12 protein-coding genes are annotated in these 13,570 nt (G+C 59.4%); 6 read left to right on the forward strand and 6 right to left on the reverse strand.

Annotated elements, in window-relative coordinates; all coding sequences use genetic code 11:
- Positions 1-58 precede the first annotated feature (58 nt).
- Positions 59-1,045 (forward strand): GlxA family transcriptional regulator, encoded by a 987-nt coding sequence (locus ACR0LL_RS05775; protein ID WP_480584639.1) that lies wholly within the window; start codon positions 59-61, stop codon positions 1,043-1,045.
- 67 nt (positions 1,046-1,112) lie between these two features.
- Here the strand turns inward: ACR0LL_RS05775 and ACR0LL_RS05780 are convergent, their stop codons facing one another.
- Genes ACR0LL_RS05780 through ACR0LL_RS05790 form a run of 3 tightly spaced genes read right to left on the reverse strand, consistent with a single transcriptional unit; the run spans position 1,113 to position 4,118 of the window.
- Complete coding sequence (locus ACR0LL_RS05780; RefSeq protein ID WP_480584642.1) at positions 1,113-2,159, reverse strand: aldo/keto reductase; 1,047 nt, start codon at positions 2,157-2,159, stop codon at positions 1,113-1,115.
- A 29-nt stretch (positions 2,160-2,188) separates the two neighbouring features.
- Positions 2,189-2,647, reverse strand: a complete 459-nt coding sequence (locus ACR0LL_RS05785) for a DNA polymerase III subunit chi (RefSeq protein WP_480584645.1) — start codon at positions 2,645-2,647, stop codon at positions 2,189-2,191.
- A gap of 4 nt (positions 2,648-2,651) precedes the next feature.
- Complete coding sequence (locus ACR0LL_RS05790; RefSeq protein ID WP_480584647.1) at positions 2,652-4,118, reverse strand: leucyl aminopeptidase; 1,467 nt, start codon at positions 4,116-4,118, stop codon at positions 2,652-2,654.
- Positions 4,119-4,347: 229 nt separating this feature from the next.
- On the opposite strand from ACR0LL_RS05790, the gene lptG reads away from it, so the two are divergent.
- The 5 genes from lptG to rsmA all read left to right on the forward strand — a co-directional run bounded on the left by lptG (position 4,348) and on the right by rsmA (position 10,744).
- A complete protein-coding gene (gene lptG / locus ACR0LL_RS05795; RefSeq protein WP_480584649.1) occupies positions 4,348-5,448 on the forward strand; it encodes an LPS export ABC transporter permease LptG in 1,101 nt (366 codons plus the stop codon).
- Positions 5,448-7,610: an LPS-assembly protein LptD gene (locus ACR0LL_RS05800; RefSeq protein ID WP_480584652.1), complete on the forward strand. Its 2,163-nt coding sequence runs from the start codon at positions 5,448-5,450 to the stop codon at positions 7,608-7,610. Before lptG ends, ACR0LL_RS05800 begins: the two co-directional genes overlap by 1 nt.
- Positions 7,601-8,854 (forward strand): peptidylprolyl isomerase, encoded by a 1,254-nt coding sequence (locus ACR0LL_RS05805; protein WP_480584655.1) that lies wholly within the window; start codon positions 7,601-7,603, stop codon positions 8,852-8,854. Before ACR0LL_RS05800 ends, ACR0LL_RS05805 begins: the two co-directional genes overlap by 10 nt.
- Positions 8,851-9,816, forward strand: coding sequence for a 4-hydroxythreonine-4-phosphate dehydrogenase PdxA (gene pdxA / locus ACR0LL_RS05810; RefSeq protein WP_480584657.1), 966 nt, complete (start codon positions 8,851-8,853; stop codon positions 9,814-9,816). The genes ACR0LL_RS05805 and pdxA overlap by 4 nt, the downstream gene beginning before the upstream one ends.
- Positions 9,817-9,901: 85 nt before the next feature.
- Complete coding sequence (rsmA, locus tag ACR0LL_RS05815; RefSeq protein WP_480584659.1) at positions 9,902-10,744, forward strand: 16S rRNA (adenine(1518)-N(6)/adenine(1519)-N(6))-dimethyltransferase RsmA; 843 nt, start codon at positions 9,902-9,904, stop codon at positions 10,742-10,744.
- A 55-nt stretch (positions 10,745-10,799) separates the two neighbouring features.
- On the opposite strand, the gene ACR0LL_RS05820 is transcribed toward rsmA, so the two are convergent.
- From ACR0LL_RS05820 to prfA, 3 genes are all read right to left on the reverse strand, one after another.
- A complete protein-coding gene (locus tag ACR0LL_RS05820) occupies positions 10,800-11,393 on the reverse strand; it encodes a DUF4167 domain-containing protein (protein WP_267364566.1) in 594 nt (197 codons plus the stop codon).
- A gap of 239 nt (positions 11,394-11,632) precedes the next feature.
- On the reverse strand, positions 11,633-12,478 hold the full coding sequence (prmC, locus tag ACR0LL_RS05825; protein WP_480584662.1) for a peptide chain release factor N(5)-glutamine methyltransferase: 846 nt from the start codon (positions 12,476-12,478) through the stop codon (positions 11,633-11,635).
- Positions 12,475-13,530, reverse strand: coding sequence for a peptide chain release factor 1 (gene prfA / locus ACR0LL_RS05830; protein ID WP_480585282.1), 1,056 nt, complete (start codon positions 13,528-13,530; stop codon positions 12,475-12,477). Before prfA ends, prmC begins: the two co-directional genes overlap by 4 nt.
- Between the last annotated feature and the right edge of the window lie 40 nt (positions 13,531-13,570).

A 13,570-nucleotide genomic window follows, 5' to 3' on the forward strand; every position in this document is an offset into this window, starting at 1 on the left:
TGACCCGACTCTGGCGCAGCTTTGGGAAAACCACTTGGCAATATGCGAATCAAACTTGATGAAATCCGCAAAAAACATACTGCAACCGGAACACCGCGCCTTGAAAACCGCGGTGCTTGTGCTGGACGAATGCAACACGCTCAGCTTTGCCTCTGCGGTGGACCCGATGCGGGCCGCGAACCGTCTGGCGGACCGCCCGGCCTTTGATTGGGACTATGTAACCGCGACGCCAGAACCCGCGATTCTGACCAGTGCGTTGCAAGTGCCCGGTATTCCACTGGCCCGGTTGCAATCCTGCGACCTGATGATCGTGGTCGCCGGGTTCCAACTGGCCCGCCACGCCACCCCAAGCCTGCTGGCTGGTCTGCGGCGCATCGCGGGCACAGGCGCAACGATGGCAGGCATTGATGGCGGCCCGTGGCTCCTGGCCGAGGCCGGGCTACTGGATGGCCATCTGGCAACAACCCACTGGGAAGACCTAGAAAATTTCGCCACGCGGTTTCCCGAAGTTGATGTGCGCACCGACCGCTTCACCGTTTCGGGCAATCGACTAACTTCGGGTGGCGCAATTCCGGCTGTCGAGATGATGCTGCACATCATCGCCGCCCGTCATGGCGCAAGTTTCGCCGCGCGCGTTGCGGGCCTGTTCCTTTACGATGGTGCTCCGGACCCTGGAAAACCGCAAAGCCGCACAGGCGCACCCCATCGCCACACAGCACTGACCGCCAAGGCCAACTCGATGATGCAAGCGTCACTTGATGATCCCCTGCCGCTGGCCTTTATCGCAGACCGCCTGGGCACCAGCCCACGGACGCTGCAACAACAGTTCCGACTACGCCTGAACACGACGCCGCAGGACCACTATCTGCAACTGCGCCTGGCCGAGGCCCGCCGTCTGGTCACCGACACCGACATGCCACTGATGGATGTGGCGCTCGCCACCGGCTTTGCCTCGCAATCCAGCTTTGCCCGCGCTTTCCGCACCGCCCACGGTCAATCGGCCCGCGACCTGAGACACGAACGCGCGCATCCCACCCATCACTGACCGGATCCTTCTTCATCTGGCCAAAAATATCCCGGGGGCGTCGCCAAAGGCGACGGGGGCAGAGCCCCTAAAACGGCATCGGGTGCGCCCGATGTGCCCTGCTGATCTCGGCCAACACATCCTTGGATAATTCAAGATCCACGCCCGCCAGAATATGATCCAGCTGTGCAACGGTCGTGGCCCCGAAGATTGCCGACATCATGAACGGGCGCGTCCGGCACCACGCCAACGCCATATGCACCGGATCCAGACCATGCCGTGCGGCGATGTCCAGATAAGCTGCAACCGCCTCGAAAACACGACCGGATTTCCGGCCTCCCATCTCAGGCACAAAGGACATACGCGATCCGTCGGGAACGCAGTCATTTTGGTACTTTCCGGTCAGAAAGCCTGCCGCCAACGGGGAAAAAGCCATCAGCCCAACATCTTCATGCACACTCAACTCACCCAGGTCGGTGTCAAAATGGCGGCACAGCAATGAATACTCGTTCTGCACCGATGCCACGCGCGGCGCCCCCATTTGGTCGGCCAGCCGCAGCCATTGCGCGGTTCCCCAAGCGCTTTCATTCGACAGGCCAAAGGCACGGATATTGCCTTTGTCTACCTGAGCCTGCAATGCCTCAAGGCACTCTTGCATGTTGCTCAGCACTTCATCTGTGTTTTCGCCAGACGGCGCATAATCCCAGTTCTGCCGAAACATATAGCTGCCCCGATTGGGCCAGTGAAACTGATAGAGGTCGATATACCCGGTCTGCAAACGTCGCAAAGACCCCTCAATCGCTTCGGGTATGGTGCGGGCGGTGATCGGCGCACCATCGCGGACAAAGGACAGCCCCGCGCCGGAATGCTTGGTCGCCAGAACATAATCACCCCGGCGGGTAGGATTGGCGGCATTCCAGTTTCCCAAAATCTCTTCGGTGCGCCCGATCGTTTCTTTCGCGACAGGGTTCACCGGATACATTTCCGCCGCGTCGACAAAGTTGATCCCCGCGTCCAACGCCATATCCATCTGCCGGTGCGCATCCGTTTCAGACGTTTGGGAGCCAAATGTCATCGTACCAAGGCACAGATCGCTCACCATAATTCCGGTACGGCCCAAAGGCTTTTTCTGCATTGTCGTATCTCCTGAAAATTGCGGGCCGGTCAGGCTTCAGCCTTTTTTTCCCACCGCCCGGACTCCTCCGACCAGTATTGTGCGGAGCATCCGGCATCCGTCAGCGCTTTCCACTGCCCGCGCGCGTGTTGTACCGCCATGCCGTCATTGCCATCGAACAGGATACAAACCCGTTCCAGCGCGGCGACTTCTTCCGCTTCGACCGGCGCGCCATCCACAGCCATGATACAGGTCGCACCATTTCCCGCCACGGCGCTGGTGGTCAGCAGGATCGGCTGGTCCGCGTCGTGCGGGCCACCAGCGCGACCATGCGGCAAGAATCCGTCCTCGGGGCCCAGCCACAGTTTTTCATCCAGCCAGTCCATCCGTGCAGGGTCAGTACCCCGCACGGCTATCCGCCACCCGGCTTGCCGCGCCTTGTCCAGCAGCGCGGGCAAGGTGTGCTCCAACGGCTGGCGGGTCAGGTGGTAGAAATAGACAGCGCCCATATGCTTACTCGAAATTGTCCTGCACAAACCGGCTCAACGCGCGCACGCCCCAGCCGGTGGCGCCTTTGGGCGCATAAGAGGTCTCTTCAGCCACCGAGGCGACGCCCGCGATATCCAGATGAATCCACGGCGTTTCCTCTTTCACGAACCGCTGCAGGAATTGCGCGGCGGTGATGGAACCGGCGGGGCGACCGCCCACGTTCTTCATGTCGGCAATGCGCGATTTCAACAACTTGTCATAGGCGTCGCCCAATGGCATCCGCCAAGCGCCTTCATCCTCGGCCTTGGCTGATTTCAGGAAAGCATCACAAAACGTGTCATTGTTCGAAAAGACACCCGCGTTTTCATGGCCCAACCCGATGATGATTGCACCGGTCAAAGTTGCCAAGTCGATCATTCCGACCGGCTTGAACCGTTCCTGCGCGTACCACATCACGTCACACAGAACCAGGCGGCCCTCGGCGTCGGTGTTGATGATCTCGACCGTGTCGCCCTTCATTGACCTGACCACATCACCCGGACGGGTGGCGTTACCTGATGGCATATTCTCGACCAGACCAACCAGCCCCACGACATTGGCTTTTGCCTTGCGCTTGGCCAGCGCGCGCATGGTGCCCGCAACAACTCCGGCGCCGCCCATGTCCATGGTCATCTCTTCCATGCCGACAGCTGGTTTGAGCGAGATACCACCCGTGTCGAACACCACGCCTTTTCCGACCAAAGCCAGAGGCGCGTCGTCCTTAGCCCCGCCATTCCATTGCATCACCACCACTTTCGAAGGGCTGTCCGAGCCCTGCCCGACGCTTAGCAACGTGCGCATTCCCAGCTCGGCCAGCTTGTCTTCGTCCAGCACTTCGACCTCAAGACCCAGCTCCTGCATCTCAACCAGGCGGTCCGCGAATTCGGTGGTGGTCAAAACATTTGCTGGTTCATTGGTCAGATCGCGCGTCATCCGAACTCCGTCAGCAATTGCATAGAGAGGTGCGAATTCTGCCTCGGCCTCAGCAGGCTTTGAGTGGCTGATTGTCACTGTACCAGCCTTCTGGCTTTCCTTTGTTTTATGCGCGTCGAATTCATAGCTGCGCAGAACAATCCCCAGTGCCAGATCCTCGGCGCGCGCGTGATTGCCAACCATCACCAGCATGTCCTTTCCGCCCGCCAGTTTGGCAAGGGCTGCACCTGCCTTTCGGGCTTCGCCGGCCTCGGGGCGACGTGGCAGAACCAGAACATCCAGCGCCTCAGCCGCCATTCCTGTGGGCCATGCCATCGAGATGACGTCCCCTGTTTTGGATTTGCTGAAACTCTCGCTTTCAACAAGCCGCGCCAACCCGCCCTTCGTCAGACGGTTGGCTCTGCGGGCTGCCGGGCCCATCTTACCGTCGTCCGGAATGATGATGGCGACGCGCCCTCCGGCCTGCGCCATAGCCTCCAGGTCAAATTCCTGAAAACGGATCGGTATCAGACTGCTCATTGTACACTCCTCGAATTCTGTTCCCCAAGACCTAGCCCGCGGGGCACGCATTGACCAGATAGCAGTTTTCCCCGCCTTTCAATTGCATTAAGGTCCCGAAAAAATGACCGGCAGGCTCGGGGGAGAAAGACGTGGTACGAGAGGGCAGGCATACGCCGTCGCGCACAGCATTGCGCAGGCGCGATATCGGCCCGACGCCCCGCACTACAGGCGCAGCGGGGTCGCGCCTATGATCCTGGACCGTTATTTTGCCCGCCGGTTTCTGCAAAGCTTCATGGTCATCGGAGGTATTTTCCTGACCTTGATGATTCTCATCGATCTGATCGAACAGATTCGCCGCTTTGACGATTTCGACTTGTCTTTTGCCCAGCTGCTGCACCTCACACTGCTGAATACACCAGCCGCCATCAGCGAAATGCTGCCTCTGCTGGTCATCCTGTCCACCATTGCGCTGTTCGTTGGGCTGGCACGTACCTCCGAACTTGTGGTGACCCGTGCAACTGGCCGCTCGGGCATCCGTGCTTTGGTTGCGCCTGTCCTGTTGTCGCTGATCATCGGCGCTCTGGCCGTTGCACTGTTGAATCCCATCGCAGCGGCCACATCCGAAGAGTACCGCCGCCTGTCGGATTCATACCGAAACAACGGCAGTTCAGCCCTTTCGATCAGCAGCGAGGGCCTGTGGCTGCGCCAATCCGCCGAGAACGGACAGGCCGTTATCCACGCCAGGTCAACGTCGAACCAAGACAAGCTGCGGCTGGACGGTGTTACCGTCATCACCTTTGGGCGGGATGGCAAACCTACCCAGCAAATTGTTGCGGACCGGGCAGAGTTGGAAGACGGCAACTGGGTTCTGTATCGGGTGAAAACCTGGGCCTTACAGGATGCGCAAAACCCCGAATCCAATTCAGTTGTGCACGAGCGTCTGGAGCTACCGACCTCACTGACCCGACAACGGATCATCGACACGTTGGGGCAACAGGATTCGGTTTCGGTATACGACCTGCCCCAGTTGATCAGCGACCTGCGCGAGGCGGGGTTTTCGACCAAACAATATGAGGTCTGGCTGCAAGTACAGCTGGCCCGGCCTTTCTTTCTGATCTCGATGGTTCTGATCGGGGCCGCGTTTACCATGCGCCACGTTCGGTTCGGCGGTACAGGGATCGCGGTCCTGACAGCCGTCCTGCTTGGATTTGCCATCTATTTCGTGCGCAATTTCGCGCAAATCCTCGGGGAAAACGGACAATTGCCCATCTATATCGCTGCCTGGGCACCGCCCTTTGCCGCAATTCTGCTGTCTCTTGGTCTGCTACTGCATGCGGAGGACGGCTGATGCGGAATATCGTTCCTGTGTTGCTTACCAGTGCACTGGCTTTGTCCGTCCCGGCGGGAACTGCAGCACAGACATCCCAAGGCCAGCTACAACCACAGGGCACACAAGCGCAACAAGAGCCTGCCTTACTGGTGGCCGACAAGGTATTCATCACGCCTGAACGCAAACTTGTGGCTGAAGGCAATGTCGAAGCCTTTCAGGGCGACACCAAGTTGTCCGCCCATCGTATCACGTATGACCGCGAGACTGGCGAGCTGATACTGGAAGGCCCCATTCGTATCGATCAGGGTGGTCAAACTACGCTGCTGGCGGATTCAGGGCAACTGGACAGCGGAATTCAGAACGGACTGCTGATCGGTGCACGCATGGTGTTTGAACAGCAAGTACAGATCGCTTCGGTTCAGGCGAAACGGGCCGCAGGACGTTATACGCAATTCAGCAAGGTTTCAGCCACATCCTGTCATGTCTGCACCGACGGCAGGCCGCCTCTGTGGCAGATCAGGGCGCGCAAAGTCACGCATGATCAACTGGAACGGCAACTATATTTTGAAGGCGCGCAACTTCGGGTCCTGGATTATCCAGTATTCTACTTTCCCTATCTGCGCTTGCCCGACCCAACGCTAGAGAGGGCAACCGGCTTTCTGGTTCCTTCGATCCGCAGCACCTCGCAATTGGGCACTGGCGTTCAGGTTCCATATTTCTTCAAACTTGGCGATCACAAGGACCTGACACTTACTCCTTACGTCTCAGCCAAGACGACAACTCTGGGATACCGCTATCGTCAGGCCTTTGTGAACGGACGCATCCAGGTGGAAGGCGCTTATACACGGGATGATGTGCAACCCGATCAGGATCGCGGCTACCTATTTGCCACCGGCTGGTTCAATTTGAAGAACGATTTCCGTCTGACCTTCAATCTGGAAACTACATCCGACGATGCCTATCTGGCCGATTACGGCTTGCCGGATCTGGACCGCTTGCGCAGCGAAATCGCACTGGAGCGGATCAAGCGCGATAGTGCGTTCAAAACCGGCCTGATCTACTACAAAACACTACGGGACAGCGAAAATCAGGACGAAATCCCGTCCCGCGTCTTCGACCTCAACTATGAAAAACGCTATTTTCCCAGCACGCTAGGGGGCGAGGTTCGGCTGGCATTCATCGGTCATGCGCATGAACGTACCAGCGACACAGATGTTGTTGGTCGCGACATGGCACGGGCCACCTTCGATGCCGAATGGCTACGCAGCTGGACTTTCTCATCGGGATTGCGGGTCGATACCACGCTGGGGGCGTCGGTTGACACTTTCAACATTCGCCACGACAGCAATTATCCCGACAACGTGACCCGATCTACGCCGCGCGCGGCTTTGACACTCCGTTATCCGATGACCCGGCGCGAGGAATCGGGGGCTGTTCAATTCCTCGAACCGATTGCGCAGTTCGGATGGACACATGTATCGGACACCGATGTTCCGAATGATGAAAGCACTTTTCAGGAATTCGATCAGGGCAACCTTCTGTCCCTCTCGCGGTTCCCTGCTGAAGATCAGCGCGAGAACAGCGCCACAGGCGTTATTGGCCTGAACTGGGCCCGGTACGGCGCGGGTGGCTGGCAGGCCCAGGCGACTGTGGGCCAAGTGTTTCGGGCCGACGCCGATCCAAACTTCACGCTGACATCGGGGTTGCAGGGCACATCGTCGGATTTGCTGGTGGCCGGGCAGATCAGCACGGCCAATGGCTGGTCACTTGCCGGGCGCGGTCTGATCGACGGGGATTTCAGCTTTGTCAAAGCCGAACTGCGCGGCGCATGGGCATCCGAAAATGCCGGCCTGTCTGGTAGCTATATCTGGCAGGAACCGGACCCGGCAGAAAACATCACCGAAGAAATCTCGGAAATTCTGCTTCTCGGACGCTACCAGGTCGATCAGAACTGGCTGACCAATGCTCTGGCGCGCTATGATCTGGCTGAGTCGGAGCCGATCCGGCTGGGTCTGGGTGTGACCTATCAGAACGAATGCGTTCGGGTTAACATGTCCGTAAGTCGGCGCTTTACTTCAACATCCACTATTGAGCCTTCGACAGAATTCGGCTTTACCCTTTCTTTGACAGGGTACGCCCTTGAAGGCGGTGGCAAGACATACAAGAGAACATGCAGTTGATATCAGGTTTCTCCAGGTTTCTCCGTTCCGGTTGGCTTAAACCGGTCACACCGGCACTGGTTGCCGCAGTTTTTGCAATCGCGCCGCTTCAGGGTAGCGCGCAAAGCCTGTTCTCACCCGCGATCCGCGTCAATCAGGACATTGTCACCTGGTACGAGCTTGAACAGCGCCTGCAATTCCTGAATGTTCTGGGTTTGCCCGGTGACAACGAAGCTGACGTCAGGGATGCCCTTATTGATGAAAAACTGCGCAGGCAGGTCATGCGCGACGCCGGCGTGCAAGCGACGCCCGAGGCCGTTCAGTTGGGCATCGACGAATTCGCCTCGCGCGGACAATTGTCGTCCGAACAATTCCTGAAACTTCTCGGCGACGCGGGCGTTGACCCTGAAACGGTCCGAGACTATGTCGCGGATCAACTGGCATGGCGCGACTATATCAGCTCGCGCTATCTGTCGCAGGCGCGCCCGACCGAGGATGAGATTGATCGCGCGCTGGGCCAGACGGGCGGTGGCGGATTGCAGGTCCTGCTGTCCGAAATCATCATCCCGGTAAACCCGCAAACGGTTGCCCAGACCGAGCTTTTGGCCGAAGAAATCTCGCGCCTTGAAGGGCAGGACGCTTTTTCTGCTGCCGCCGCTCAGTATTCCGCAGCCGCAACACGGGGTCAGGGTGGACGTCTGGAGTGGCTGAACATCTCGAACCTGCCCCCGGCGCTTCAACCTGTCATCCTGGGGCTTCAGACCGGTGAAATCACCGACCCGATCACCCTGCCGAACGCGGTTGCCCTGTTTCAGATGCGGGGCTTGCGCGAAGTCGCAACCGGCGCTCCGCGTATTTCAAAGTTGGATTATGCCGCCTATTACCTGCCTGGCGGGCGCAGCGCCGAAACCCTTTCGCGGGCCGCGAAGTTGAAAGAAGAAATCGACACTTGTGATGATCTCTATGGCATTGCCAAGGATCAGCCCGCCGAAGTTCTGGACCGGGTCGAAGCCGCACCTTCCGAGGTGCCCGGTGATATTGCCGTGGAACTGGCCAAGCTGGACCGGAACGAAGCGTCGGCGAATCTGACCCGCAACAATGGTCAGACGCTTGTGTTCCTGATGCTGTGCAACCGCACGCGGGATCTGGGCGAAGACACCTCTCGGGGCGATGTCGCCAACGCGCTGGCGCAGCAACGTCTTCAGGCCTTTGCGGCCAGTCTGGTGGAGCAGCTGCGGGCTGACGCTGTCATTACTCAGGAATGATACGACCCGTCGCGCTCAGCTGCGGCGAACCGGCCGGTATCGGCCCGGAAATCGCGGCCAAGGCGTGGGCTGAACTGCGCGATGCCTGCCCGTTCTTCTATATCGGGGACGCCAGCCACCTGCCAGCAGGCACACCCGTTGCGAAAATCGAACACCCAAGTCAGGTTGCTGAAGCCTGTGGCCGGGCCCTGCCCGTTCTTCAGATGGATTTTCCCGCCGCGAACGTATTCGGCCAGCCGAATCCGGCTAACGCGCCATCGGTGGTTGATGCCATCGAAACCGGCACCGAACTGGTACAGACCGGTGGGGCCGCAGCGCTTTGCACCGCACCGATCAACAAGAAAGCCCTGATTGACGGCGCAGGGTTCACCTTTCCTGGCCATACCGAGTTTCTGGCAGCCCTTTCCGGAACCCGCCGGGTTGTCATGATGCTGGCCAGCGAGCAGTTGCGCGTCGTTCCCACGACAATTCACATTCCATTGTCACAGGTTCCCGCAGCACTTACCCCTGATCTTCTGCGCGAGACGATTGAAATCACCGTGCGCGGTTTGCGTGATCAGTTCGGTATCGCGCATCCCCGCATCGCAGTTGCCGGCCTGAACCCGCACGCAGGTGAAGGCGGCAAGATGGGCACAGAGGAGCTCGACTGGATTGCTCCGATGCTGGTTGATCTGAACCCCGAGGACGCGACGATTACAGGCCCCCACCCTGCGGATACGCTGTTTCACGCAGCCGCCCGCGCCCGCTATGACGCCGCCATCGCCATGTATCACGATCAGGCCCTGATCCCGATAAAGACGCTGGATTTCGACCGGGGCGTGAATGTCACCCTTGGCCTGCCGTTCATCCGTACCTCACCCGACCACGGAACAGCACTGGACATCGCGGGGAAAGGCATCGCCAACCCCTCCAGCCTGATCGAAGCCCTGAAACTTGCCCAACGCATGGTAAAAAGCTCTTGATCCTTCACCTGGCTGAAAATATCCCCGCCGGAGGCACAAAAATCTCGGGCACAGCCCCTTTCACAGGCGCCAAGGTATTCCGATCATGAGCGCTATAGACACGCTTCCCCCTCTGCGCGAGGTCATCGCAACCCACCAGCTTTCGGCGCGCAAATCGCTGGGGCAGAATTTTCTGTTGGATTTGAACCTGACTGCCAAGATCGCCCGACAGGCCGGCGATTTGTCAGAATGCGATGTGCTTGAAATCGGCCCCGGTCCCGGTGGGTTGACACGAGGCCTGCTGTCCGAAGGCGCGCGCAAGGTCGTGGCCGTCGAAAAAGATACACGGTGCATTGCCGCCCTGAACGACATCGCCGCCGCGTATCCGGGTCGGCTTGAGGTGATCAACGGCGACGCCCTGGACATCAACCCGCTTGAATATCTGACACCGCCAATCCGCGTCGCCGCCAACCTGCCCTACAATGTCGGCACCGAGCTGCTGGTGCGTTGGCTGACACCGCCCGAATGGCCCCCATTCTGGCAGAGCCTGACGCTGATGTTCCAACGCGAAGTGGCCGAGCGTATTGTTGCCCAACCCGGCAGCAAAGCCTATGGACGCCTTGCAATCCTTGCCCAATGGCGGGCAGAGGCACGTATCGCCATGTCGCTTCCCCCCGGGGCCTTCACTCCGCCGCCCAAGGTTTCAAGCGCCGTGGTCCACCTGACCGCCCTGCCCGAGCCACGCTATCCCGCCGATGCCGCCACCCTGTCGCGCGTCGTGGCTGCCGCCTTCAACCAACGCCGCAAGATGCTGCGCGCCTCACTCAAAGGCATTGCCCCGGATATCGAAGACCGCCTTTGGGCCGCAGGTATCAAGCCCACGGACCGTGCCGAGCAAGTCCCGCTGGAAGCGTTCTGCGCTTTGGCGCGCGAAGTTAAGAAAACCTGATCAAACGAAAAAGCCCCGAGTTAAACCTCGGGGCTTGGTTCTTTGGACATCGGCTTTATTCTGCCGCCTCCGGTGCGTCCCCCGTGTCGGCAGGAGCATCCTCTTTTGCCTCGGGTGCAGCTTTGGGCTTCCGGGCGCGTGGCTTACGCGCGGGTTTTTCCTTGCGCGGCGCCTCTTCCGGTGTTTCAGCCGCCGGGGTTTCTTTGTTTTCCGGGGTCTCCACCAGACCGCTATCGGGCTCTGAAACTTGCTGAGACAGGTCCATCACATCAGGCTGCGGCGCCTCGGCCGGATCAGCCTGGCGGGTCGCTTCGCGTTCCTGACGTTCGGCACGTTCACGGTCGCGCTCGGCCTGGCGTTCGCGGTTCTGGCGCTCCTGCTCTTCACGGCGCGCGTCAATCTCGCGCTGCGCTTCGCTCAGCATCCGTAGGTAGTGTTCCGCGTGTTGCTGGAAGTTTTCTGCCGCCACGCGGTCATTCGACAGCTGAGCGTCACGTGCCAACTGGTTGTATTTGTCAATAATCTGCTGCGGCGTGCCACGGACCTTGCCTTCGGGACCCGAGCTGTCAAAAACCCGGTTTACGACGTTGCCGCCAGAAGGACGATTGCGGTTATTCTTGGCCCGCGAACGGGGTTTGGAAGATCTCATCTTACTTTACGTCAGCCTTATCAATGCGCTGTCGCTCAACCCGTGTTTTGCACTGCTCTAAGGCGTTTGCCGTGACGGGAAGTCGACTTTTTGGGCTTGGCGTCAGGGGTGCGCTGCAACAGCGTCAACCTCGCCGACTAATCCTGAGTAAGCATGTCCTGACGGCGCAGACAAGAGGAATCTCGGATTTTCACCAGCTTTTTTCTACAGGTAGGCGTTTTTTGCCGCAAACCCGCCGCTCATCCCGGCATTCTTGCGCCGACGACACGATGGCGACCGTCCAGATCGGGGATTACCCGGACGTCCACCAACCCGGCGGCATCGAACAAGGCTGACACTTTTGCCGCCTGCGTCGGACCGATTTCGACAAGAATTCGCCCGCCCGGCAACAGAAAATCCGGGGTCGCCGCCGCGATCCGACGATACGCGCCCAACCCGTCCCCCTCATCCGTCAGGGCCATGCGCGGCTCGTGCTCACGCACTTCGGGCGAAAGTTCTTCCATCTCAGACACTGAGATATACGGAGGGTTGGAAACAATCAGGTCGAATTTATCTTTAATGTTTTCGAACCAGTTTGATCGAAGGATCTCAATCCGCGTCTCTACCTGATGCTGAACCGCATTGGCACTGGCTTGCAGGCAGGCGGCTTCGCTCAGATCAACACCCACGCCCGTGGCACTGCTGCGTTCGGTCAGAAGGGTTATCAGGATACACCCCGAGCCCAACCCCAGGTCGAGGACATGATCAAATGGTTCGCTCAACGCAGCTTCGATCAGGGTTTCTGTTTCCGGACGCGGATCAAGGACATCCCGGCTGACGCGAAACCTGCGGCCGTAGAACTCCCGTTCACCCAACAGATGCGACACCGGAACCCGGATGGCCCGCAAGGAGATCAACTGGTCATAACGCTCGGCGATTTCGGGCTGTAATTCTTCCGGGGCAATCAGTGTCACGCGGCTGGCTTCAATCCGTGCAGCATGGGCCAGCAACAGACGCGCGTCGCGTGCCGGATCGTCCACTCCGGCCGCACGCAGACGCGCTGTCGCTGCCACCATGGCCTGTGCCGCTGTTTGCAGAGCCGTCATTGTGCCATCTCGGCCAACAGCCGGGCCTGATCATTCGCCGTCAACGCATCAATCACCTCGTCCAGATCACCCTGCATCACCTGATCCAGCTTATATAGCGTCAGGTTGATCCGGTGGTCGGTCATGCGCCCCTGCGGGAAGTTATAAGTACGAATGCGTTCCGAGCGATCCCCCGAGCCAACCTGACTGGCACGATCTGCCGAGCGTTCACTGTCAATCCGCTGCCGCTCCAGATCGTACAAGCGCGTCTTCAGAACCTGCATGGCGATCTCGCGGTTGCGATGCTGGGACTTCTCGGAACTTGTCACCACCAATCCCGTCGGAAGATGCGTGATCCGCACAGCCGAGTCAGTCGTGTTCACGTGCTGTCCGCCCGCGCCCGAGCTTCGCATCGTATCGATTCGGATATCATTGGCGTCGATCTGGATGTCTACATCCTCGGCCTCGGGCAGAACCGCCACAGTCGCCGCCGAGGTGTGAATGCGCCCGCCGCTTTCGGTTTCGGGCACGCGTTGCACCCGATGGACGCCGGATTCGTACTTCAGTCGCGCAAAGACGTTGTCGCCTTTGATATGGGCGACCACTTCCTTGATGCCGCCCAGATCCGAGGCCTGTTCTTCGATAATCTCGAATTTCCAGCCACGCGCCTCGGCGTAACGCTGATACATGCGCAACAGGTCACTTGCGAACAAAGCGGCCTCGTCCCCGCCGGTGCCAGGGCGAATTTCCAGCATCGCCGGACGGGCATCTGCCGCATCCTTTGGCAACAGTGCCAGTTGGAGCGCGTTTTCCGCCTTGGGGATGCGGGCCTGCAACTCGGGGATTTCCTCCTCGGCAAGCTCTTTCATGTCCGGGTCGGTCAGCATCGCCTGCGCTTCGGCCAGATCCCCCACCAGCTGTCGCCAGGCCATGATCTGATCGACCACAGGCTTGAGGTCGGAATATTCTTTGGCCAGCGCCGCAATATCACCACCCGATGCGCCATCTGCCATGGCAGCTTCGAGGTACTGAAAACGCTGGGTGATCTGTTCAAGACGTTCTTCGGGGATCATCCCGGCGGTGTCTCTCATCCGAGGGCTTTGGTCAAGGGCA

The organism is Ruegeria sp. AI2, assembly GCF_056541275.1.

What these genes read in the sequence shown, in the direction of transcription:
- ACR0LL_RS05800 (WP_480584652.1), top strand. Translation starts at nt 5,448, where the DNA reads ATGCGGAATATCGTTCCTGTGTTGCTTACCAGTGCACTGGCTTTGTCC.
- ACR0LL_RS05775 (WP_480584639.1), top strand. Translation starts at nt 59, where the DNA reads ATGAAATCCGCAAAAAACATACTGCAACCGGAACACCGCGCCTTGAAA.
- prfA (WP_480585282.1), bottom strand. Translation starts at nt 13,530, where the DNA reads ATGATCCCCGAAGAACGTCTTGAACAGATCACCCAGCGTTTTCAGTAC.
- ACR0LL_RS05820 (WP_267364566.1), bottom strand. Translation starts at nt 11,393, where the DNA reads ATGAGATCTTCCAAACCCCGTTCGCGGGCCAAGAATAACCGCAATCGT.
- ACR0LL_RS05780 (WP_480584642.1), bottom strand. Translation starts at nt 2,159, where the DNA reads ATGCAGAAAAAGCCTTTGGGCCGTACCGGAATTATGGTGAGCGATCTG.
- ACR0LL_RS05790 (WP_480584647.1), bottom strand. Translation starts at nt 4,118, where the DNA reads ATGAGCAGTCTGATACCGATCCGTTTTCAGGAATTTGACCTGGAGGCT.
- prmC (WP_480584662.1), bottom strand. Translation starts at nt 12,478, where the DNA reads ATGACGGCTCTGCAAACAGCGGCACAGGCCATGGTGGCAGCGACAGCG.
- ACR0LL_RS05785 (WP_480584645.1), bottom strand. Translation starts at nt 2,647, where the DNA reads ATGGGCGCTGTCTATTTCTACCACCTGACCCGCCAGCCGTTGGAGCAC.
- pdxA (WP_480584657.1), top strand. Translation starts at nt 8,851, where the DNA reads ATGATACGACCCGTCGCGCTCAGCTGCGGCGAACCGGCCGGTATCGGC.
- rsmA (WP_480584659.1), top strand. Translation starts at nt 9,902, where the DNA reads ATGAGCGCTATAGACACGCTTCCCCCTCTGCGCGAGGTCATCGCAACC.
- ACR0LL_RS05805 (WP_480584655.1), top strand. Translation starts at nt 7,601, where the DNA reads ATGCAGTTGATATCAGGTTTCTCCAGGTTTCTCCGTTCCGGTTGGCTT.
- lptG (WP_480584649.1), top strand. Translation starts at nt 4,348, where the DNA reads ATGATCCTGGACCGTTATTTTGCCCGCCGGTTTCTGCAAAGCTTCATG.